The following is a 21,380-nucleotide window of genomic DNA, read 5'->3' as shown; positions in this document are numbered from 1 at the left end:
GCGATGTCGGCTTGCGCGCCGCGCGCTAACCCGACCTGCAAAGGCGCGGCGGTGCGCCTTTACGCCAGCTTGGCGAAGACGCGCCGCGCCGCCTCGATGGTGGCGTCGATGACGGCGTCGTCGTGCTGCGCCGAGACGAAGCCCGCCTCGAACGCCGCCGGCGCGAAGTACACGCCCTCGTCGAGCATGGCGTGGAAGAAGGCGTTGAATTTGCCGCGGTCGCCCGCCATCATTTCGGCGTAGCTGGTCGGCACCGTTTCGCTGAAGTAGATGCCGAACATGCCGCCGATGGCGTCGGCGCAGAAGGTCACGCCGGCTTCCTTGGCCGCCGCCGTCAGGCCGCGCGCCAGTTTTTGCGCGGTCGCGCCGAGCGCCTCGTAGAAGCCGGGCGCCTGGATCAGTTTCAGGGTCGTCATGCCGGCCGCCACCGCCACCGGGTTGCCCGACAGCGTGCCGGCCTGGTAGACCGCGCCCAGCGGCGCCATGTGCTGCATCAGCGCCGCGCTGCCGCCAAACGCCGCCACCGGCAGGCCGCCGCCGATGACCTTGCCCAGCGCCGTCAGGTCCGGCCGGATGTTGTACAGCGCCTGGGCGCCGCCCAGCGCGACGCGGAAGCCGCACATCACCTCGTCGAAGATCAGGATCGCGCCGTGCTCGCTGCACAGCGCGCGCATCGCCTGCAGGAACGCCGGCGTGGCCTTGATCAGGTTCATGTTGCCGGCCACCGGCTCGACGATCACGCAGGCGATCTCGGCGCCAAAGCTGTCGAAGGCGTCCTGCAGTTGTTCGACGCTGTTGTAGTCCAGCACCAGGGTGTGCTTGACGAAGTCCTCCGGCACGCCGGCCGAGGTCGGGTTGCCGAAGGTCAGCAGGCCGCTGCCGGCCTTGACCAGCAGCGAGTCGGCGTGGCCGTGGTAGCAGCCCTCGAACTTGACAATCTTGTCGCGCCCGGTGGCGCCGCGCGCCAGGCGCAGCGCGCTCATGGTCGCCTCGGTGCCCGACGAGACCAGGCGCACCTGCTCGATCGACGGCACCAGCTTGTGGATTTCCTCGGCCATCTCGATTTCACCCTCGGTCGGCGCGCCGAACGACAGGCCGCGCGCGGCCGCCCGCTGCACCGCCTCGACCACCTCGGGGTGGGCGTGGCCGACGATGGCCGGACCCCAGGAACCGATGTAGTCGATGTAGCGCTTGCCGTCGGCGTCCCAGAAATAAGGGCCTTCGGCGCGCGTGATGAAGCGCGGCGTGCCGCCGACCGAACGGAAGGCGCGCACCGGCGAGTTGACGCCGCCCGGTGTGGTTTTCTGGGCGCGGGCGAACAGGATGTCGTTTTTCGAGATGTTTGTCATGGTCGGGTTTTCCGAAAGTGAGTCGTTGAGCTGGATGGTCGTCGGGCTTGCTTTACGCGGCCAGGCCGAGCTGGCGGAACAGCCGGTTCGGCACCAGCTTGCCCATGCCGAAGCGCTGCGCGTGCGCCAGCGCGCCGGCGGTGTAGTCCTGCGCCGCCCGCAGCGCCAGCGCGGCGTCGCCGCCGCCGTCGCCCTGGCGCGCCATCAGCGCCGTCAGCGCCGCCGACAGCGTCGCGCCGGCGCCGCTGAAGCTGCCGGCCAGCGGCTGCCAGGGGTCGTGCCGCACCACGCCGTCGCTGCCGAACAGGGTGTTGGCGCGCAGCGCGTGCTCGCCCTGGCCCGGGTTCGGGGTGCCGGTGACGAGCACGAATTCGCAGCCCAAAGCCAGCAGGTAGTCGACGTCGGCGCGCAGCGTGTCGGCCGGGTCCGGGTCGCGCCAGGTTTCGGCCAGGCGTTCCAGTTCCACCTGCGACAGCAGCAGCACCGTCGTCTGCGGCACCAGCAACTGGCGCAGCGCGGTCAGCATTTCCTCGCCGTCGATGCCCTGTTCCGGCAGCGCCGAGGTGAACGGGTCGAGGATCAGCGGCACGTCCGGGTAGTCGGAGACGATTTCGGCGATCGCGGTGATGTGCTCGACGCCGAACGGCGCGCCGATCTTGATGGCCGCCACGGCCATGTCTTCGAGCAGCACGCGGGCCTGGTCGGAGACCCAGTCCGGGTCGACCTCCTGGATGTCTTCGACGCGCGCGGTGTCGCCGATCAGCAACGCGGTGCTGACCGTCAGGCCGTGGCAGCCGAAGGCGGAAAATACGGCCAGGTCGGCCTGGATGCCGATCGCGCCGACTGGATCGGACACGCCGAAGCTTAATATGAGGGGAGAAGTTTGGTTTTGCACGGCGGGTAGATTAAGATACCTAATTCAGCATTTTACTTGATTGAAGGGTGGCAGAACGTGAGTAGTAACGAAACAACGCAGCAATTCCAAACGTGGATGTGTCTTATTTGCGGCTGGGTTTATGACGAGGCGGCCGGTTTGCCGGACGAGGATATCGCGCCGGGCACGCGCTGGGCCGACGTGCCGATGAACTGGACCTGCCCGGAATGCGGCGCGCGCAAGGACGATTTCGAGATGGTGGTGATTTAGTTAATCTTGCCGCGGATCGGGAAAGGCGCCGGGTTTGCCCGCGCCTATGCTATCGTGTGGCTTCATGCCCCCAGTGAGCAAAAATGACGACAACGCCGCAGTCCACAGCCGTGCCGCAGGCCGGCTTGAAAATCATGGTGATCGACGATAGCAGCACGATCCGCCGCTCGGCCGAGATTTTCCTCAGCCAGGCCGGCTACCAGGTGGTGCTCGCCGAGGACGGCTTCGACGCGCTGGCGAAGATCAACGACCACCATCCGGCGCTGATCTTTTGCGACATCCTGATGCCGCGCCTGGACGGTTACCAGACCTGCGCGCTGATCAAGAAGAGCGCGAAATTCCACGCCACGCCGGTGCTGATGCTGTCCTCGAAGGACGGCTTGTTCGACCGCGCGCGCGGCGCGATGGTCGGTTCGGCCGCCTACCTGACCAAACCGTTTACCAAGGACAGCCTGCTGGCGGCCGTGCGCGAGCACAGCGCCGCGGCGGGCTAGAATGCGGCGCCGCGACCCCGGCTGGGGGCCGGGCGCGGCGCCGCACGTTTCGCACTTACACATACCAATAAAGCAGCAGGGGCGCACATGGCCATACATACAATTCTCATCGTCGACGACTCGCCCACCGAGCGCTACTACCTGACCGACATCCTGGTGCGCAACGGCTACGCCGTGACCACCGCCGACAACGGCGAGGAGGCGCTGCTGCAGATCAAGTTGCAAAAGCCGCAGCTGATCCTGATGGACGTCGTGATGCCCGGCGCCAACGGCTTCCAGGTCACGCGCTCGATCGCCCGCGACCCGGAGCTGGCGGACGTGCCGATCATCATTTGCTCGAGCAAGAGCCAGGAAACCGACCGTATCTGGGGCATGCGCCAGGGCGCGCGCGACTACCTGGTCAAGCCGGTCGACCCGGCCGAGCTGCTGGCCAAAATCGCCGCGCTCGGCTAGCGATGGCGCCGCCCGGCCACCAGCCCCCCCCGGCCGCGCCCGACGGCGCCGAGCGCCGCAGCCGGCTGCGCCAGTACCAGGTGCAGCTGCTCGAACGCATGCAGGCGGCCAAGAGCGGCGCGGTCGACCGCAGCAAGCAGCTCGGCGTGCTGGTCGGCGCGCGCCACTGCCTGCTCGACCTGACCCAGGTCGGCGAGATCGTCGCGCTGGCGCCGATCGGCGCGGTGCCGCTGGCGCGCGACTGGTACCTGGGCCTGTGCAACCTGCGCGGCAACCTGACCGGCGTCGTCGACCTGGCGCGCTACCGCGGCGAGGCGGCCTGCGCCGGCGGGCCGGACAGCCGCGTCGTCACGTTCGCGCCGGCGCTGGGCTTCAACTGCGCGCTGCTGGCCGAGCGCGTGCTGGGGCTGCGCCAGAGCGGCCAGATGCAGGCGCAGCCGGACGCCGCCGCCGCGCCGGCGTGGGCGGCGCGGCACTTCGTCGACGCCGACGGCCAGGCTTGGAGCATGCTCGACCTGGCCCTGCTGGTGCGCGAGGCGCGCTTTTTACAGGTCGGTTTTTAAGATGACGAGCGCCGGCCGCCCGCCTTGGCGGCGCGGCCGGGCCACGAATACGCAGCGCACACGCAGCAATTGGGAGATGGAATGGGATTGATATCAGCGATGTTCTCCAGGGCCAGGCCGGAGCCGGTTGACGAGCCGTCGGCGAACTCGGAGTTCGCCGACGCCGGCCCCGGCGCGCCGCCCCGGCCCGCCGCGGCGCCGGCCGCCGACGAGGCGCCGCTGCGCCTGCGCGACGCGCTCGGCAGCAAGAACCGCCGCGGGGCGCAGCGCGAGAGCAGCCGCGACAGCGACTTCCGCCTGCCGCTGGTCGGCCACCTGCCGCTGCAAAAGCAGCTCAGCGTGCTGTCGACGGTGCTGGCGCTGAGCCTGGCCACCAGCCTGCTGTTCGTCGCGCTGAACATCCGCCACAGCGCGGCGCTGTCGACCCAGACGCAAATCGCCAGCGACGCGCTGATGCACTCGCAGCGCGTCGGCAAGGCCGCGCCCAACGCGGTGCAGGGCAACGCCGAGGCCTTCCGCCAGCTCGAGCAGAGCCGCGCCGAATTGAGCCAGGACTTGGCGCTGATGGCCGGCGGCGGCAACTACCAGGGCCGCAACGTCGGCCAGGCCAGCGCCGCGCTGGCGCCGATGGTGGCCGACGCGCAAAAGAAATGGGCCAGCAGCGACAAGGCGGCGCAGGTGATCCTGCGCACCAAGGCCGAGCTGAGCGCCTTCGACCTGACGCTCGAGCAGTTGAACACGCTCTCGCCGGTGCTGCTCGACCAGAGCGAGGAGATCGTCGCGCTGAAGGTGCAGCGCGGCGCCAGCGCGCGCGAGATGGCGGTGCTGGGGCGCCTGATGATGCTGACCCAGCGCATGAGCCGCAACGCCAGCGAATTCCTCAGCTCCGGCGGCATCAGCTCGGAGACCGCGTTCCAGCTGGGCGGCGACACCACCTACTTCCGCGCCGCCATCGACGCCTTTTTGAACGGCAACGAGGCGCTGCAGGTCGGCGCCAGCCGCGACCCCGAGCTGCGCGACATGCTCAACGTGCTAAAAACCCGCTTCGACACCTACCAAAAGCTGGTCGCCTCGATCCTCGACAAGCTCGACAAGTACACCGCCGCCAAGGCGGCCGAGCAGCTGATCTTCAGCGAGAACGAGGGCGTGCGCCAGCGCCTGGCGCTGCTGCAGCAAACCTACCACAGCGACCAGGATTCGCTCGGCAAGGAATTTTGGGTGATGATCGCCTCGGCGCTGCTGACGCTGGTCGCGGCGGCCGGCATCGGCCGCGTGCTGCTGCAGGATTCCAGCAACCGCACCCGCGGCGCCGAGCGCCGGCGCCAGGACGCCGAGGCGCAGCGCCTGCTGTCGCAGCGCAAGGAGGAGCAGGCCAAGGCCACCAACGACCAGAACCAGGCGGCCATTTTGCGCCTGATGAACGAGTTGCAGGAGGTCGCCGACGGCGACCTGACGGTGCAGGCCACGGTGTCCGAGGACATCACCGGCGCCATCGCCGACTCGGTCAACTACACGGTCGAGGAATTGCGCGGCCTGGTCGGGCGCGTCACCGCCACCGCCGAGCAGGTCACGCGCGCCTCGACCCACGCCAACAGCATCTCCAGCGGCCTGCTGAGCGCTTCGCAGCAGCAATCGCGCGAAATCCAGGACGCCAGCGCCACCGTCGTCAAGATGGCCAACGAGATCACCGACGTGTCGAAGTCGGCCAGCGAGTCGGCCGACGTGGCGCGCCAGTCGCTGGCGGCGGCGCGGCAGGGTTCGACGGCGGTGGAAAACGCCATCAAGGGCATGCACGAGATCCGCGAGCAGATCCAGGAAACCTCGAAGCGCATCAAGCGCCTGGGCGAGTCGTCGCAGGAAATCGGCGAAATCACCGAACTCATTTCCGACATCACCGAGCAAACCAACGTGCTGGCGCTGAACGCGGCGATCCAGGCCGCCTCGGCCGGCGAGGCCGGGCGCGGCTTCTCGGTGGTGGCCGAGGAGGTGCAGCGGCTGGCCGAGCGCTCGGCGGCGGCGGCCAAGCAGATCGGCGCGCTGGTGCGCACCATCCAGACCGACACCCACGACGCGGTGGCGGCGATGGAAAAGTCGACCCAGGGCGTGGTCGAGGGCGCGCGCCTGTCCGACGCGGCCGGCGCGGCGCTGTCGGACATCAGCCAGGTGTCGAACCGGCTGGCCGAGCTGATCCAGGGGATTTCCTACGCCACCGGGCTGCAGGCCACCTCGGCCAACGGCGTCGCGCTGAACATCCAGCACATCCTGGCGGTGACCGAACAGACCCAGGACGGCACCCAGCAGACCGCGCAGTCGATCCACAAGCTGTCGGTGCTGGCGCAGGAATTGAAAAATTCGGTGTCGCGTTTCCGCGTCGTCGCCTGACATGGCGCGGCCCCCATTGAATTGCCGAGGCAAGCATGAGCACAACTGATTTTTCGCCCGCGCCTGGCGCGCCCCACCCGGCCCCGGCCGGCTTCGACGCCGGCCCGCTGTCGTGGGTGATGGCGGAGGTGCGCGAAGCGCTGGGGCGCTCGCGCACCGCGCTGTTCGAGGCCGGCGGGCGCCAGTTGGAGGAGCGCGCCACCGCGCTGCAGCACGCCAAGTCGCACCTGCACCAGGCCCACGGCGCGCTGCTGATGGTCGACGTCGACGGCGTCGGCCTGCTGACCCAGGCGGCCGAGCAGGCGCTCGAGCGCTTCAAGCTCGGCAGCCTGGAATACAACGTCGACAACGCCCAGGCGGTGGCCGAGCTGTACCAGGGCGTCATCGAATACCTCGACGAGCTGCTGGCCGGCGCGCCGGCGCAACCGGCGCGGCTGTTCCCCTACTACCGCGCGCTGCAGACGCTGCTGGGGGCCGAACGCAGCCACCCGGCCGACCTGTTCTTCCCGCCGCCGCCGGGGGCGGTCAGCATCCGCGCCGCCGCCGAGCCGGCGCCGCAGGACTACCCGGCCTACCGCCAGCGTTTTGAAAAGGCCCTGCTGCCGTTCCTGAAAAGCGCCGCCGGCCCCGAGCAGGACGGCCACGCCAACGCGCTGCGCGAGGCCGTCAAGCTGGTCGCCGACGCCCAGCAGGACGGGCCGGCGCGCACCTTCTGGTGCGTGATGCAGAGTTTCGCCGAGCTGGTCGCCGCCGGCGAGCTGGCCAGCGGCCTGTACGTCAAGCAGTTGTTCGGCCTGATCAACCTGCAGATGCGCCGCCTGACCCAGGGCAGCGCGACCCAGCCCGAGGGCATGCTGCGCGACGCCCTGTTTTTCATCGCCAGCGTGGCGCGGCCGACGCCGGCCGCGCTGCAGATGCGCAAGGCCTACCGGCTCGACGGCCTGGTGCCGCCCGACTACGACGTCAAGCGCTACGGGCGTATCGACGCGGCCGCGCTGGAGCAGGCGCGCCAGGCGCTGGCGCAGGCCAAGGCGGCCTGGGGCAAGCTGGCCGAGGCCGCCGCCGACGCGCACGCGCCGGGCGGCGCCGCCGACCCGGCGCTGGAGGCCGCCTTCGCCCAGGCGCTGGCGCAGGTGGCGCGGCAGGCCGCGCTGTTGAAGGTGCCGGCGCTGGACGCGCTGATGCGCCAGCTCGGCGAGGTGGCCGCCGCGGCCGCGCGCCGCGGCCCCGACCTGGCCCTGGAGATGGCCACCGCGCTGCTGTTCGCCGAGCACGGCCTGGCGCAGATCCGCCGCCTGCCCGACGACTTCGCCGGCAACGCCGCCAGCATCGTCGCGCGGCTGGCCGCGCTGGTGGCCGGCGACGCGCCGCCGGCGCCGTCGCAGTGGCAGGGCGAGATGGCGCGCCGCATCGAGCAGGAGCAAACCGTGGCGGCGCTGGCGGCCGAGATGAAGGCCGGCCTGCGCCAGGTCGAGAAGGTGCTCGACGAATACTACGCCGACCCGGCCAGGCGCCCGGCGCTGGCGCAGGTCGACCCGCTGCTGCACCAGTTGCAGGGCGCCCTGGCGATACTCGACCAGGACCACGCGATGCGCGCCGCGCAGCACGTCCAGCAGGCGGTGCGCCGGCTGGCGCAGGGCCAGGACCAGCCGGGCGGCGCGGCGGGCGCGCTCGACGAGATCGCGCAAAACGTCGGCGCGCTGGGCTTTTTCGTCGATATGCTGGGCCGCAACGCCGAGGCGGCCAAGGGCCGCTTCCACTTCGACCCGGCCAACGGCGCCTTCCGCGCCATCCCGTACGGGAGGATCGCCGCGGCCGAGCCGGTGCCGCTGCTCGACGAGGAGCTGGCCGCGGCGCCGGCGCCGGCGGCGCCGCCCGAGGCGCCCGCGCCGCGGGGCGACGCCGCCGTCGAGGCCGAGCTGCTGGACATTTTCATCGGCGAGGCGCGCGACGCGCTGTCCTTCGTCGAGGGCACGCTGGCGCGCCCGCGCGCGCACAGCGCCGGCGCGGACCAGCTGGCCATGCTGCGGCGCTCCTTCCACACGCTCAAGGGCAGCGGGCGCATGGTCGGCCTGAACCAGTTCGCCGAGGCCGCCGGCGCGGTCGAGCGCGTCATGAACGTCTGGCTGGCCGAGGACCGGGCGCCGAACGACGAGCTGTTCGGCCTGCTGGCGCACAGCTGGAGCCTGTTGAGCGACTGGCTCGCCGAGGTGGCCGACGGCGCCGCCTCGCAGCGCAGCGCGGCGGCGCTGGTGGCGGCCGCCGAGCGGGTCCAGCACGGCGCCGCGTTCGCACCCGACGAGACCGGCGCGCCGATCGGCGGCGTCGACCTCGACGAGGGCGCCGCGGCGGCGCGGCCGCCCGCGCCGGACAGCAACGTCATCGACTTCCCGACGGCGCCGAGCGCGCCGCGCGACGACAACCTGAAGCAGGTTGGCGAACTCGACATCAGCCTGCCGCTGTATAACATCTACGTGGCCGAAACGGACGAGTTGCTGCGCCTGCTCAGCGTCGACTTCAGCGAATGGCGCCACGAACCGCGGCGCGCCGTCAGCGCCGAGGCGCTGCACGCGGCGCACACGCTGACCGGCTCGTCCGGCACCGTCGGCTTCAAGGCGCTGCGCGAGCTGGCCCACGCGCTGGAGCAGGCGCTCGAAGTGGCGGTGCCGCCGGCGCCCGGCTTGAACGAGGCGCAGCGCGCCCTGCTCGACCAGGTCACCCAGCGCGTCGGCAAGATGCTGCAAAGTTTCGCGCTGGGCGAGCTGGCGCCGGAGCAGCCGCAACTGCTGGAGGCGCTGCAACAGCTGCGCGAGCAGTTGTTGCAAGCCCCAGGCACCGAGCAGGCCGCCCACCTCGACCAGATGGACCAGCTGGACCAGCTGGAAGGGCGCCTGAACGCGCTGTTCGCGGCGACCTACGACAGCATCGTCGGCGCCGGCGCGGCCGCGGCGCCGGCACCGGCGCCGGCGCCGGCCGCGCCCGTGGCAACGCCGGCGCCGGCAAGCGAGCCGGCCGCCGCCGCGTTGTCGTCCGCTCCGGCCGAGCCGGCGTCGCAACTCGACGCGCTGTTCGCCGCCGCCTATCAGAGCATCGTCGGCAAGCCGCCGCAGCCCGGCGCCGCCGCCGATACCGCGGCCGACGAGGCGCCGACGGCCAAGCCGGCGCCGCCGCCGGCGCCGGCGTCCGACACCAGCGACGTCGACGATTTGTTCGACGCCATCTTCGACGACGCGCTGGCCGCGCCCTTGCTGACGCAGGCCGAACCGCTTGCCGAACTGGCGCCCGAGCCGCCGGCGCAAGTCGAGGCGGCAGCGCAGCCCGAGTCCGGGCCCGCGGCCGCGCCCGAACTTGGGGCGGAATCCGCGCCGGAGCGCGAAGCGATGATCCAGCCGCTGGCCGCGCCGGCGTTGGTCGAGGAAGTGCTGGTTGTCGCGGCGAGCCCGCGCGACGAACTGGACGTCGACCTGCTGCCGGTGTTCCTGGAGGAGGGCGCCGACCTGCTGCCGCAAATCGGCCAGGCGCTGCGCACCTGGCAGCACAACCCGGACGACCTGGCGCAGGCGCAGATGCTGCTGCGCCTGCTGCACACCGTCAAGGGCAGCGCGCGCATGGCCGGCGCGATGCGCCTGGGCCAGTACGCCCACGAGATTGAAACCCACATCGAGAACATGCTGCACGCGGGCATCGCCACGGCGCACGCCTTCGAGGAGCTGCTGGCCCACTACGACCACGCGCTGCTGCTGTTCGAACAGTTGCAGCAGGCCCCCGGGCAGGCCGCCGGGGCGGGCCAGGCCGGCGCGCCGGGCGAGGCCGCCCCGGCCGCCGACGCCAAGGTGGCGCTGGTGCGGGTGCGCGCCGACATCCTCGACCGCCTGGTGAACCAGGCCGGCGAGGTGTCGATTACCCGCTCCAAGCTGGAAAACGAAGTCAGCTCGCTGCGCTCGTCGCTGCTGGAATTCGCCGACAACCTGACGCGGCTGCGGCGCCAGTTGCGCGAAGTCGAAATGCAGGCCGAGTCGCAGATCGCCTCGCGCATGGCCATTTCCAGCGAGCGCGAGTTCGACCCGCTGGAATTCGACCGCTTCACGCGCCTGCAGGAACTCACGCGCATGATGGCCGAAAGCGTCAACGACGCCGCCTCCTTCCACGACAACCTGACCCGCACCGTCGACAGCGCCGCCGACGACCTGGTGCTGCAGGGGCGCCTGACGCGCGAGCTGCAACGCGACCTGATGCGGGTGCGCATGGTGCCGTTCGCCAGCATCGCCGAGCGCCTGTTCCGCGTCGCGCGGCAGAGCGCGAAAGAGGTCGACAAGCGCGTCAACCTCGACCTGCGCGGCGGCGCGGTGGAAATCGACCGCAGCGTGCTGGAACGCATGGCGGCGCCGTTCGAACACCTGCTGCGCAACGCCATCGCCCACGGCGTCGAGTCGCGCGCCGGGCGGGTCGCCGCCGGCAAGAGCGAGACCGGCGAACTGCTGGTGCAGGTCAGCCAGCAGGGCAACGAGGTGGTGATTGAATTTAGCGACGACGGCGCCGGGCTGGACCTGGCGCGCATCCGCGCCAAGGCGCGCAGCAGCGGTTTGCTGGGGCCGGACGAGGAGGTCGACGACGAGCGGGCCGGCGCGCTGATCTTCCAGCCGGGTTTCTCCACCGCCGACAGCCTGACCGAGTTGGCCGGGCGCGGCGTCGGCATGGACATCGTACGCTCCGAGGCGCTGGCGCTGGGCGGGCGGGTCGACATCCTGTCGCAGCCGGGCGTGGGCGCCTGCTTCACCGTGCATCTGCCGCTGACGCTGGCGGTGACGCAGGTGGTGCTGCTGTCGTGCGGCGGCAAAACCTACGCGCTGCCGTCGCTGCTGGTCGAGCAGGTGCAGCAGTTGAAGGAGGCCGCGCTGGCCGCGGCGCACGCCGCCGGCGCGCTCGAGTCGCAGGGCCAGCAAGTGGCGCTGCACTACCTGTCGCACTTGCTGGGCGAGGACGCGGCGCGCCCGCAGCTGCAGCGTTCCAGCCCGGTGCTGATGCTGCGCAACGGCAACGACCGGCTGGCGCTGCAAGTCGACGAGGTGCTGGGCAACCGCGAGGTCGTCATCAAGAACGTCGGGCCGCAACTGGCGCGCATGGCCGGCATCGCCGGCGCCACCGTGCTTGGTTCGGGCGACATCGTGTTGATCCTGAACCCGGTGGCGCTGGCGCAGCATCTCGCACTGCACCCGGAGCTGCGCGCCCACCATCCCGGCGCCGCCGCCGGGCGGGCCGACGGCGGCGCGCCGCTGCCGCGCGACACGCTGATCATGGTGGTCGACGATTCGTTGACGGTGCGCCGCGTCACCCAGCGCCTGCTGGAACGCGAAGGCTACCAGGTGGCGCTGGCCAAGGACGGCGTCGACGCGCTCGAACAACTGCAGGGCGTGACGCCGGCGCTGATGCTGGTCGACATTGAAATGCCGCGCATGGACGGCTTCGACCTGACCCGCAACGTGCGCGGCGACGCCCGCACGCGCGCCATCCCGATCATCATGATCACCTCGCGCAGCGCCGACAAGCACCGCAACTACGCGATGGAGCTGGGCGTCAACGCCTACTTCGGCAAACCGTTCCAGGAGCCGCTGCTGCTGGCGGCCATCAGCGGTTTGCTGGCGCCGTAAGAAGCAGCGGCGTAACCCGGCCGGCGTCGGCGCAGGCGCGCCGGTCGGGTCGCGCCCCGTGGGCTCATCCGACCGGCGCGATTACCTTCACCACCGCGTAGCGCTCCAGCGTGGTCTTGCGCGCGACGTCGTGCTGCACGATCGGTTCGGGGTAGTCGCGCCCCAGCCGGATGTTTTTTTGCTCCAGCAGCATCCGCGGCACCAGCCAGGGCGCGTGGATTTCCTTGTCGTGCAGCGCTTTCAGTTGCGGCAGGTAGCGCCGGATGAAGCGGCCGGCCGCGTCGAACTTCTCCGACTGCGTGACCGGGTTGAAGATGCGGAAGTAGGGCTGGGCGTCGCAGCCCGACGAGGCGGCCCACTGCCAGCCGCCGTTGTTGGAGGCCAGGTCGAAGTCGTTCAGGTGCAGCGCGAAGTAGGCTTCGCCGCGGCGCCAGTCGATGCCCAGGTCCTTGATCAGGAAGCAGGCCGTGACCATGCGCAGGCGGTTGTGCATGTAGCCGCTCTGGTTCAGCTGCGCCATCGCCGCGTCCACCAGCGGGTAGCCGGTGCGGCCCTCGCACCAGGCGGCGAAGTCCTGCTCGGCCCGCGGCCCGCTTTCCCATTCGATGGCGTCGTAGGCCGGCTTGAAGGCGCGCTGCGCCACGTGCGGATGGTGGAACAGGATCGTGGCGTAGAACTCGCGCCAGATCAGCTCGGCGAGCCAGACCGGCGCGCCCTCGCCGCCGACGCCGCGGTCGATCAACTCGAGCACGGTGCGCACCAGGTGGCGCACCGACAGCGTGCCGAAGCGCAGGTGCAGCGACAGGTAGGACGGCCCCTTGACGGCCGGGAAGTCGCGCGCCGCGGCGTAGTTGGCCAGGCGCGGCAGGAAGTCCTCGATCAGCGCGGCGGCGCCCGACATGCCGGTGGGGATCGCCAGCTCGGCCAGGTTGCTCGGCTCGAAGCCCAGCTCGGCCAGCGTCGGCAGCGCCGCCTCCGGCATGGCCGGCGCGGCCAGGCGCGCCGCCAGCGGCTCGACCGACAGCGGCGCCGTGCAGTCCGGGTCGGCGCGCAGCTTTTTCAGCCAGGCGTTCTTGTACGGCGTGAACACCGAGAAGGTTTTGCCGGACAGCGTAGACACTTCGCTCTTTTCAAACACCACCTGGTCCTTAAAGCTGAACCACAGGCGGGCGTCGGCCGCCAGCGCCTGCGCCACGGCGGCGTCGCGCGCGATCGCCTGCGGCTCGTAGTCGTGGTTGGCGAACACCGCGTCGACGCCCAGTTCGGCCGCCAGTTGCGGGATCGCGGCGGCGGCGTCGGCATGTCGCACGATCAGCTCGCCGCCCAGTTGGCGCAGCTCGGCGGCCAGTTCGGCCACGCTGGCGTGGATGAAGTCGACGCGCCGGTCGCGCCGCGGCAGGCCGGCCAGGATCGCCGTGTCGTAGACGAAGACGCAGTAGACGGCTTTGCTTTGCCGTAAGGCATGGTACAGGGCGGCATGGTCGAAGACGCGTAAGTCGCGGCGCAACCAGACCAGGGATTTATCGAGTGTCATTTGCGTGTTCACGGTCAAGGTACCAAGCGGTTTTCATGCCTACCATCGGATGATGCCGAGGCACGCGGCGGCGCATACGCCGCCGCCGCGCCAATTCAGTGTAAACTGTAGGCAGTTGCGCGGCATGTCGCCGGCGTCGACGATCTTACCAGCAAAGCAGGATTAGCCAGCCAGCAGAGAGAGCAACGCGTATGAAAAAGAGCAAAATCGGCAAATCTCTACCTGTGCACGGATCGTTACAGGATCCCTCCGACCTTTTGGAGCCCGGCGGCGGCGGGGGCGCCCTCGCGCTGAATTTGGCGAACCATTTTCTAATCGCGATGCCGGCGATGCAAGACCCTATCTTCGGCGGCACCGTCGTGTATGTCTGCGAACACAATGAAAACGGCGTGCTCGGCGTGGTCATCAACAAGCCCACCGACATGACGATGCAGGTGCTGTTCGAGCGCATCGACCTCAAGCTCGGCGCCGGCATGGACACGCCGATGGTCAACGAGCCGATCATGTTCGGCGGGCCGGTGCAGGACGACCGCGGCTTCGTGCTGCACACGCCGGGGGGGCGCTATTCGTCGTCGCTAACGGTGACGGACGAGGTGGCCTTCACGACGTCGATCGACGTGCTCGAGGCGGTCGCCAACGGCGCCGGCCCGCAGCGCCTGCTGGTGTCGATCGGTTACGCCGGCTGGAGCCCCGGCCAGCTGGAGGACGAGATCGGCCGCAACGGCTGGCTCACCGTCGGCGCCGACGCCGACATCCTGTTCGACCTGCCGATCGAGGACCGCTACGTCGCCGCCATCAAGCTGCTCGGCATCGACCCCTTGATGCTCGCCTCCGAGGCCGGGCATGCTTGACCTCGACCTCGACCTCGACGTCGGCCTCGACGTCGGCTTGTCCGTCGGCGCGGGCGCGCCCCTGTGAGCGCGGTGATCGACACCGTGCTCGGCTTCGACTTCGGCATCAAACGCATCGGCGTGGCGATCGGCAATACGATGATCCGCCAGGCCCAGCCCCTGTCCGTCATCGCCGCCATCGCCAACGAGCCGCGTTTCGCCGCCATCGCCGCCCTGGTCGACGAGTGGCAGCCGAGCCGCATCGTGGTCGGCCTGCCCAGCCATCCCGACGGCGTCGAGCATGAAATGAGCGCGCGCTGCCGCCGCTTCGCCAACCAGATGCACGGCCGCTTCGGCCTGCCGGTGGTGCTGGTCGACGAGCGCTACTCCTCGGCCGTGATCGCCGCCAAACGCGGCGAGGTCATCGACGACCGCGCCGCCGCCATCATTTTGCAACAATACTTTGACGACTATGCCCAATCCAACTAACCCTTCCCAACTCGACGCCGAGGCCCTGTACCAGGTCTTGCTGCAACAGGTACAGAGCGGCCTGTCCGGCGTGGCCGACGTCGCCATCATCGGCATCCACTCCGGCGGCGCCTGGCTGGCCGAGCGCCTCGCGGCCGACCTCGGCTTGCAAGCGCGCCTGGGCGTCATCGACGTCTCGTTCTACCGCGACGACTTCGCCCAAAAGGGCTTGCACGCCGACGTCAAGCCGACGCAAATCGGCTTCGACGTCAACGGCGCCACCATCCTGCTGGTCGACGACGTGCTCTACACCGGGCGCACCACGCGCGCGGCGATCAACGAGCTGTTCGACTACGGCCGCCCGGCGCGCATCATGCTCGCCGCGCTGGTCGACCGCGGCGAGCGCCAGCTGCCGGTGGCGGCCGACTTCGTCGCCGCCAGCGTCGCCATCGAGCCGGGCCGGGCGCTGGTGCTGCAGCGCGCCGACGCCGGACAATTCACGCTAACAATCGACAACGCCTAGACAACCACCATGCTTAATCCGCAACTGAACAAACACGGCGAGCTGCAGCATCTGCTGACGATCGAGGGCTTGCCGAAGACCATCGTCAACCACATCCTCGACACCGCCTCGTCCTTCGTCGGCGTCTCCGACCGGGACGTCAAGAAGGTGCCGCTGATGCGCGGCAAAAGCGTCTTCAACCTGTTTTTTGAAAACTCGACGCGCACCCGCACCACCTTCGAAATCGCCTCGAAACGGCTGTCGGCCGACGTCATCAACCTGAACATCCAGGCCTCGTCGGCGAGCAAGGGCGAGTCCCTGCTCGACACCATCGACAACCTGTCGGCCATGCACGCCGACATGTTCGTGGTGCGCCACGCCCAGTCCGGCGCGCCCTACCTGATCGCCAAGCACCTGCACGACACGCGGCAGAACCACGTCCACGTCGTCAACGCCGGCGACGGCCGCCACGCGCACCCGACCCAGGGGCTGCTCGACATGTACACGATCCGCCACTATAAAAAGGACTTCACCAAGCTGACGGTGGCCATCGTCGGCGACATCCTGCACAGCCGGGTGGCGCGTTCCGACATCCACGCGCTGACCACGCTGGGCGTGCCGGAAGTGCGGGCGATCGGCCCGCACACGCTGCTGCCGGGCGGCCTGGAGCAGATGGGCGTGCGCGTCTTCACCGACATGAACGAGGGCTTGAAGGGCGTCGACGTGATCATCATGCTGCGCCTGCAAAACGAGCGCATGAACGGCGCGCTGCTGCCGTCGGCGCAAGAGTACTTCAAGAACTACGGCCTGACGCCGGAGCGGCTGGCGCTGGCCAGGCCGGATGCGATCGTCATGCATCCGGGGCCGATGAACCGCGGCGTCGAAATCGACTCGGCGGTGGCGGACGGTCCGCAAGCGGTGATTCTGCCGCAGGTGACATTCGGCATCGCGGTGCGGATGGCAGTGATGAGCATTTTGGCGGGAAATCAAGGATGAACTTACATATCAAGAACGGCCACCTGATCGACCCGGCCAACGGCGTCGACAGCCTGCAAGACCTCTTCATCGCCGACGGCGCCGTGCTGGCCGTGGGCGCCATGCCGGCCGGCTTCGTTGCCGGGCGCGTCATCGACGCCAGCGGCCTGGTGGTCGCGCCCGGCCTGGTCGACCTGTCGGTGCGCCTGCGCGAGCCCGGCTACGAATACAAGGCCACGCTGGAGTCCGAACTGCGGGCGGCGATGCAGGGCGGCGTCACGCGCCTGGTCTGCCCGCCCGACACCGACCCGGTGCTCGACGAGCCGGGCCTGGTGGAAATGCTGAAATACCGCGCCAAGACCATGAACCTGGCCCACGTCCACCCGCTGGGCGCGCTGACCGTCGGCTTGAAGGGCAAGGCGCTCACCGAGATGGCCGAACTGACCGAGGCCGGCTGCATCGGCTTCGCCCAGGCCGAGGAGCCGGTCGAAGACACCACCGTGCTGCTGCGCGCCATGCAGTACGCCAACACCTTCGGCTACACCGTCTGGTTGCGCCCGCAGGACGCGCACATCGGCCGCGGCGGCATCGCCCACGCCGGACCGCTGGCCTCGCGCCTGGGCCTGTCGGGCGTGCCGGTGATGTCCGAAACCATCGCGCTGCACACCATCTTCGAACTGATGCGCGCCACCGGCGCCCGCGTGCACCTGTGCCGCATCTCGTCGGCGGCCGGGCTGGACCTGATCCGCGCGGCCAAGCGCGAAGGCTTGCCGGTCAGCTGCGACGTCGGCGTCCACCACGTCCACCTGACCGACGCCGACATCGGCTTCTTCGACCCGAACGCGCGCGTCACGCCGCCGTTCCGCAGCCAGCGCGACCGCGACGCCATCCGCCTCGGCCTGCTCGACGGCACCGTCGACGCGATCTGCTCGGACCACACCCCGGTCGACGACGACGAGAAGCTGCTGCCGTTCGGCGAAGCCTCGCCGGGCGCCACCGGCCTGGAACTGCTGCTGTCGCTGGCGCTGAAATGGGCCGACGATTACGCCGCCGGCCAGGCCACCGGCGAGCGCCGGCCGATCGCCCGCGCGCTGGCCAAGGTGACGGCTGACGCGGCGCGCGTCGCCGGCATCCCCGGCGGCAACCTGGCGCCGGGCAGCGTCGCCGACGTTTGCCTGTTCGACCCGGCGGCGCGCTGGACCGTGACGGGCGCGGCGCTGGCCAGCCAGGGCAAGCACACCCCCTTCCTCGGATACGAGTTGAGCGGTGTGGTGCGGGCGACCATCGTCGCCGGCCACGTCGCCTACCAGCGCTAGGTCGCGCAACAAGCCTCGGGTCAGGTCTCGATAGGACGGTTTTTGAAGCGAGAAAACCGCCCCAGGTGGACCCGACCCTATTGTTGTCGTGTAAAAACCGTTGTGCCGAGGCCGGTCCTCATGTTTGTTGTGAACCGATGTTGTTGCGCCGCCGTGGCCGTGCTTATTTTTTGTTTGGTGTGATGTGAAACTATTGCTTATTTATCGGCTCGGGCGGGTCGCCGTGCATGTGGCGCTCGGTATGGCGACGTGCGCCGTGGTGTTTCCTTGGCTGGGCGCGCCGGCGCGCAACCGCCGTATCCGTATCTGGTCGCGCCAGTTGATGGCGGTCTGCGGCGTGCGCGTCGAACGCTCGGCCGGCTGGGAGCAGGCGCTGCCGCAGGCAATGGTGGTCGCCAACCATGTCTCGTGGCTGGATATTTTCGTCATCAACGCGGTGCATCCCTGCCGCTTCGTCGCCAAGGCCGAGATCCGCGACTGGCCGCTGCTGGGCTGGCTCAGCGCCAAGGCCGGCACCGTGTACATCGCGCGCGGCAAGCGCCGCGACCTGCGGCATATTTTCAAGGGCCTGGTCGACAAGCTGGTCGACGGCGAGCGCATCGGCTTCTTCCCCGAGGGCACCACGGCGCCGCAGGGGCAGTTGCTGCCGTTCCACGCCAATTTGTTCGAGGCGGCGATCGACGCCAAGGTGCCGGTGCAGCCGCTGGCGCTGTCCTACGTCGACGCCAGCGGCGGCTCGCATCCGTCGGTCGATTTCATCGGCGACATGAATTTCGCGCAGAGCCTGGTGGCCATCCTCAGCGGCCCGGCCGTGACGGCGCGGCTGGTCTGCCTGGCGCCGCTAGACAGCGTCGGCGCGCACCGGCGCGAGCTGGCGCTGGCCGCGCAACTGGCGGTGGCCGGCGCGCTCGGCATCGAGGCCGCCACGACGGCGGCGGCCGAACCGGCCTGAGTGCGGCCCGAGTCCGGCCCGAGTCCGGCCCGAGTTTGACCCAGGCGCGGCTTCAGCGCGGCGGCTCGCCGGCGTGCCGGCGGTAGCTCGGGCAGTCGACCTGCAGCAGCGTGCGGTCCTCCAGGCACACCGCCGACAATTGGCCGCCCCACACGCAGCCGCTGTCGAGGCCGATTAAATTCGGCCGCAGCGTCAGGCCCAGCGCCGACCAGTGGCCGAACACCACGGTGTCGGCGGCGCTGCGCCGGCCCGGCACCTCGAACCACGGCAGCAGGCCCGACTCCGGCGCGGCGCTGCCGCTTTCCTTCATCTTGAAATCCATCACGCCGTCGGCGCTGCAAAAGCGCAGCCGCGTCAGCGCGTTGACGATGCAGCGCAGGCGCGCGTCGCCGCGCAGGCCGTCGTCCCAGGCGGCCGGCGCGTTGCCGTACATGCCGCGCAGGAAGTCGACCCAGTCCGGGCCGCGCAGCGCCGCCTCGACTTCGCCGGCCAGCGCCACGGCGCGCCGCGCGCTCCATTGCGGCAGCACGCCGGCGTGCACCAGCAGGTGGCCCTGGCGCAGCAGCGCCAGCGGGCGCCGGCGCAGCCAGTCGATCAGCGCGTCGCGGTCGGGCGCCCGCAGGATCTCGGCCAGCGTGTCGCTGGCGTGCGCCGGGCGGATGCCGCAGGCCACCGCCAGCAGGTGCAGGTCGTGGTTGCCCAGCACGGCGTCGATCTCGACCTCGCCGTCGCCGCGCTGCGCCAGCGCGTGCACGTGGCGCAGCGTCGCCAGCGATTGCGGGCCGCGGTTGATCAGGTCGCCGGCGAACAGGATGCTGCGCGGACCGGGGCAGGCCAGTTCGATGCGCGCGAGCAGGGCCAGGGTTTGATCGTGGCAACCTTGCAGGTCGCCGATGACGTAGGTTTTCATGGTGATGGCTAATGTCTCTTGTTATTTTGTGGCGCGCCGCGCGCGGCCGGCAATTCTTGTCGCTGCGCGTGCATAAAATCACTTAAAATCGTCCGTATCCTTAATTGACGCTTCGGGCAGGATACTAAATGATTTTTGTAACTGGCGGTGCCGGCTTTATCGGATCGAATTTTGTGCTGGACTGGCTGGGCCAATGCGACGAGCCCGTGCTCAATTTCGACAAGCTCACCTACGCGGGCAATATGCACAACCTGGCCGCGCTGAAGGACGACGCGCGCCACCTGTTCGTGCGCGGCGATATCTGCGATGGCGAGCAAGTGCTGGCGCTGCTGCGCCAGCACCGGCCGCGGGCGGTCCTGCATTTCGCCGCCGAGAGCCACGTCGACCGCTCGATCCACGCGCCGGGCGACTTCATCAACACCAACATCAACGGCACCTTCAGCCTGCTGGAGGCGACGCGCGCCTACTGGAGCGAGCTGGACGCCGACGCCAAGGCGGCGTTCCGCTTCCTGCACGTGTCCACCGACGAGGTCTACGGTACCCTCGGGCCGGACGACGCGCCGTTTTCCGAAACCACCGCCTACGCGCCGAACAGCCCGTATTCGGCCTCGAAGGCGGCGTCGGACCACCTGGTGCGCTCCTACCACCACACCTACGGCCTGCCGACGCTGACCACCAACTGCTCGAACAACTACGGCCCCTACCATTTCCCGGAAAAGCTGATTCCATTGGTGATCGCCAACGCCCTCGCCGGCAAGCCGCTGCCGATCTACGGCGACGGCCAGCAGGTGCGCGACTGGCTGTATGTGAGCGACCACTGCGCGGCGATCCGCCGGGTGCTCGACGCCGGCCGCCTGGGCGAAACCTACAACGTGGGCGGCTGGAATGAAATGGCCAACCTCGACGTGGTGCGCGCGCTGTGCACCATTCTCGACCGCCTGGCGCCCAAGGCCGGCGCGCCCGTCAGCTACCTGGAGCAGCTGACGTATGTGGCGGACCGCCCCGGCCACGACCGCCGCTACGCCATCGACGCCGGCAAGATCGAGCGCGAACTGGGTTGGAAACCGGCCGAAACCTTCGACAGCGGCATCTTTAAAACGGTGCAGTGGTACCTGAGCAACCAGGCCTGGGTCGCCGACGTGCAGTCGGGCGCCTACGCCAACTGGGTCGAGCAAAACTATCTGAACCGGGAGGCCGCAGCATGACGCGCCATCCGACCAACCGCAAAGGCATCATCCTGGCCGGCGGCTCCGGCACGCGCCTGTATCCGGTGACGATGTGCGTCTCCAAGCAATTGCTGCCGATCTACGACAAACCGATGATTTACTATCCGCTCAGCACGCTAATGCTGGCCGGCATACGCGACATCCTGATCATATCGACGCCGCAGGACACGCCGCGCTTCCGCGAACTGCTGGGCGACGGCAGCCAGTGGGGCGTCAGCTTGAGCTACGCGGTGCAGCCCTCGCCGGACGGCCTGGCGCAGGCCTTCATCATCGGCCGCGCCTTCGTCGGCGACGCGCCGTCGGCGCTGATCCTGGGCGACAACATCTATTACGGCAACGAACTGGACGCGCTGCTGGGCCAGGCCAACGGCCGCACCGACGGCGCCACCGTGTTCGCCTACCACGTGCAGGACCCGGAACGCTACGGCGTGGTCGACTTCGACGCCAACCGGCGCGCCGTCAGCATCGAGGAAAAACCGGCGCGGCCGAAATCGAACTACGCCGTCACCGGCCTGTATTTCTACGACAAGCAGGTGTGTGACATCGCCGCCGACATCGCCCCGTCGGCGCGCGGCGAGCTGGAAATCACCGACGTCAACCGGATGTATCTGGAGGCGCAGCAATTGAACGTCGA

18 protein-coding genes are annotated in these 21,380 nt (G+C 69.5%); 14 read left to right on the top strand and 4 right to left on the bottom strand.

Translation table 11 applies throughout. The features are described from left to right. Positions 1–59 precede the first annotated feature (59 nt). Together hemL and ACFDR9_RS11085 are read right to left on the bottom strand one after the other, a co-directional pair. Complete coding sequence (gene hemL, locus ACFDR9_RS11090) at positions 60–1,349, bottom strand: glutamate-1-semialdehyde 2,1-aminomutase (RefSeq protein ID WP_409031035.1); 1,290 nt, start codon at positions 1,347–1,349, stop codon at positions 60–62. A gap of 52 nt (positions 1,350–1,401) precedes the next feature. Further along, complete coding sequence (locus ACFDR9_RS11085; protein ID WP_409031034.1) at positions 1,402–2,244, bottom strand: hydroxymethylpyrimidine/phosphomethylpyrimidine kinase; 843 nt, start codon at positions 2,242–2,244, stop codon at positions 1,402–1,404. Between the two features lie 96 nt (positions 2,245–2,340). Here ACFDR9_RS11085 and ACFDR9_RS11080 point away from each other — a divergent pair, with 96 nt between their 5' ends. From ACFDR9_RS11080 to ACFDR9_RS11055, 6 genes are all read left to right on the top strand, one after another. Beyond that, a complete protein-coding gene (locus tag ACFDR9_RS11080; protein ID WP_026133007.1) occupies positions 2,341–2,493 on the top strand; it encodes a rubredoxin in 153 nt (50 codons plus the stop codon). Between the two features lie 83 nt (positions 2,494–2,576). Further along, entirely contained in the window at positions 2,577–2,987 is a 411-nt protein-coding gene (locus ACFDR9_RS11075; RefSeq protein ID WP_051068312.1) for a PleD family two-component system response regulator, read from the top strand. A gap of 87 nt (positions 2,988–3,074) precedes the next feature. Continuing rightward, the gene (locus ACFDR9_RS11070; protein ID WP_017877298.1) at positions 3,075–3,440 is read left to right on the top strand and encodes a response regulator transcription factor; all 366 of its coding nucleotides are present in this window, start codon (positions 3,075–3,077) and stop codon (positions 3,438–3,440) included. 2 nt (positions 3,441–3,442) lie between these two features. Continuing rightward, a complete protein-coding gene (locus tag ACFDR9_RS11065) occupies positions 3,443–4,003 on the top strand; it encodes a chemotaxis protein CheW (RefSeq protein ID WP_409031033.1) in 561 nt (186 codons plus the stop codon). A gap of 81 nt (positions 4,004–4,084) precedes the next feature. Beyond that, complete coding sequence (locus tag ACFDR9_RS11060) at positions 4,085–6,385, top strand: methyl-accepting chemotaxis protein (RefSeq protein WP_232429710.1); 2,301 nt, start codon at positions 4,085–4,087, stop codon at positions 6,383–6,385. 35 nt (positions 6,386–6,420) lie between these two features. Next, entirely contained in the window at positions 6,421–12,033 is a 5,613-nt protein-coding gene (locus ACFDR9_RS11055) for an Hpt domain-containing protein (protein ID WP_409031032.1), read from the top strand. A gap of 64 nt (positions 12,034–12,097) precedes the next feature. Here the strand turns inward: ACFDR9_RS11055 and ACFDR9_RS11050 are convergent, their stop codons facing one another. Beyond that, entirely contained in the window at positions 12,098–13,567 is a 1,470-nt protein-coding gene (locus tag ACFDR9_RS11050; protein ID WP_409031031.1) for a cryptochrome/photolyase family protein, read from the bottom strand. 191 nt (positions 13,568–13,758) lie between these two features. On the opposite strand from ACFDR9_RS11050, the gene ACFDR9_RS11045 reads away from it, so the two are divergent. The 6 genes from ACFDR9_RS11045 (at position 13,759) to ACFDR9_RS11020 (ending at position 18,610) form a co-directional block, all read left to right on the top strand. After that, positions 13,759–14,418 (top strand): YqgE/AlgH family protein, encoded by a 660-nt coding sequence (locus ACFDR9_RS11045; protein ID WP_026133006.1) that lies wholly within the window; start codon positions 13,759–13,761, stop codon positions 14,416–14,418. A gap of 75 nt (positions 14,419–14,493) precedes the next feature. Further along, a complete protein-coding gene (gene ruvX, locus ACFDR9_RS11040) occupies positions 14,494–14,886 on the top strand; it encodes a Holliday junction resolvase RuvX (protein WP_026133005.1) in 393 nt (130 codons plus the stop codon). Then, positions 14,870–15,388 (top strand): bifunctional pyr operon transcriptional regulator/uracil phosphoribosyltransferase PyrR, encoded by a 519-nt coding sequence (gene pyrR, locus ACFDR9_RS11035; protein ID WP_017877291.1) that lies wholly within the window; start codon positions 14,870–14,872, stop codon positions 15,386–15,388. Before ruvX ends, pyrR begins: the two co-directional genes overlap by 17 nt. Positions 15,389–15,397: 9 nt before the next feature. Next, positions 15,398–16,363 carry an aspartate carbamoyltransferase catalytic subunit gene (locus ACFDR9_RS11030; protein WP_017877290.1) on the top strand — a complete coding sequence of 322 codons (966 nt, stop codon included), beginning with the start codon at positions 15,398–15,400 and terminating at the stop codon, positions 16,361–16,363. After that, positions 16,360–17,658 (top strand): dihydroorotase, encoded by a 1,299-nt coding sequence (locus ACFDR9_RS11025; protein ID WP_017877289.1) that lies wholly within the window; start codon positions 16,360–16,362, stop codon positions 17,656–17,658. Before ACFDR9_RS11030 ends, ACFDR9_RS11025 begins: the two co-directional genes overlap by 4 nt. 184 nt (positions 17,659–17,842) lie before the next feature. Further along, positions 17,843–18,610 carry a lysophospholipid acyltransferase family protein gene (locus ACFDR9_RS11020; RefSeq protein ID WP_409031030.1) on the top strand — a complete coding sequence of 256 codons (768 nt, stop codon included), beginning with the start codon at positions 17,843–17,845 and terminating at the stop codon, positions 18,608–18,610. A 52-nt stretch (positions 18,611–18,662) separates the two neighbouring features. Here the strand turns inward: ACFDR9_RS11020 and ACFDR9_RS11015 are convergent, their stop codons facing one another. Beyond that, positions 18,663–19,520 carry a symmetrical bis(5'-nucleosyl)-tetraphosphatase gene (locus tag ACFDR9_RS11015; RefSeq protein WP_409031029.1) on the bottom strand — a complete coding sequence of 286 codons (858 nt, stop codon included), beginning with the start codon at positions 19,518–19,520 and terminating at the stop codon, positions 18,663–18,665. 128 nt (positions 19,521–19,648) lie between these two features. On the opposite strand from ACFDR9_RS11015, the gene rfbB reads away from it, so the two are divergent. Both rfbB and rfbA read left to right on the top strand, forming a co-directional pair. Further along, entirely contained in the window at positions 19,649–20,725 is a 1,077-nt protein-coding gene (gene rfbB / locus ACFDR9_RS11010; protein WP_409031028.1) for a dTDP-glucose 4,6-dehydratase, read from the top strand. After that, positions 20,722–21,380 (top strand): glucose-1-phosphate thymidylyltransferase RfbA (gene rfbA / locus ACFDR9_RS11005; protein WP_409031027.1); only part of this gene is annotated, 659 nt, incomplete at its 3' end. The genes rfbB and rfbA, both read left to right, overlap by 4 nt.

The sequence above is a fragment of the Janthinobacterium sp. CG_23.3 genome (genome assembly GCF_046115965.1).
Classification (GTDB): domain Bacteria; phylum Pseudomonadota; class Gammaproteobacteria; order Burkholderiales; family Burkholderiaceae_D; genus Janthinobacterium.
The sequence above is the reverse complement of the archived record's forward strand: the minus strand, read 5'-3'. Positions and strand labels throughout refer to the sequence as shown.

What these genes read in the sequence shown, in the direction of transcription:
- ACFDR9_RS11070 (WP_017877298.1), top strand. Translation starts at nt 3,075, where the DNA reads ATGGCCATACATACAATTCTCATCGTCGACGACTCGCCCACCGAGCGC.
- ACFDR9_RS11015 (WP_409031029.1), bottom strand. Translation starts at nt 19,520, where the DNA reads ATGAAAACCTACGTCATCGGCGACCTGCAAGGTTGCCACGATCAAACC.
- ACFDR9_RS11030 (WP_017877290.1), top strand. Translation starts at nt 15,398, where the DNA reads ATGCTTAATCCGCAACTGAACAAACACGGCGAGCTGCAGCATCTGCTG.
- ACFDR9_RS11025 (WP_017877289.1), top strand. Translation starts at nt 16,360, where the DNA reads ATGAACTTACATATCAAGAACGGCCACCTGATCGACCCGGCCAACGGC.
- rfbB (WP_409031028.1), top strand. Translation starts at nt 19,649, where the DNA reads ATGATTTTTGTAACTGGCGGTGCCGGCTTTATCGGATCGAATTTTGTG.
- ACFDR9_RS11055 (WP_409031032.1), top strand. Translation starts at nt 6,421, where the DNA reads ATGAGCACAACTGATTTTTCGCCCGCGCCTGGCGCGCCCCACCCGGCC.
- hemL (WP_409031035.1), bottom strand. Translation starts at nt 1,349, where the DNA reads ATGACAAACATCTCGAAAAACGACATCCTGTTCGCCCGCGCCCAGAAA.
- ACFDR9_RS11065 (WP_409031033.1), top strand. Translation starts at nt 3,443, where the DNA reads ATGGCGCCGCCCGGCCACCAGCCCCCCCCGGCCGCGCCCGACGGCGCC.
- ACFDR9_RS11060 (WP_232429710.1), top strand. Translation starts at nt 4,085, where the DNA reads ATGGGATTGATATCAGCGATGTTCTCCAGGGCCAGGCCGGAGCCGGTT.
- pyrR (WP_017877291.1), top strand. Translation starts at nt 14,870, where the DNA reads ATGCCCAATCCAACTAACCCTTCCCAACTCGACGCCGAGGCCCTGTAC.
- ACFDR9_RS11050 (WP_409031031.1), bottom strand. Translation starts at nt 13,567, where the DNA reads ATGACACTCGATAAATCCCTGGTCTGGTTGCGCCGCGACTTACGCGTC.
- ACFDR9_RS11075 (WP_051068312.1), top strand. Translation starts at nt 2,577, where the DNA reads ATGACGACAACGCCGCAGTCCACAGCCGTGCCGCAGGCCGGCTTGAAA.
- ACFDR9_RS11045 (WP_026133006.1), top strand. Translation starts at nt 13,759, where the DNA reads ATGAAAAAGAGCAAAATCGGCAAATCTCTACCTGTGCACGGATCGTTA.
- ACFDR9_RS11080 (WP_026133007.1), top strand. Translation starts at nt 2,341, where the DNA reads ATGTGTCTTATTTGCGGCTGGGTTTATGACGAGGCGGCCGGTTTGCCG.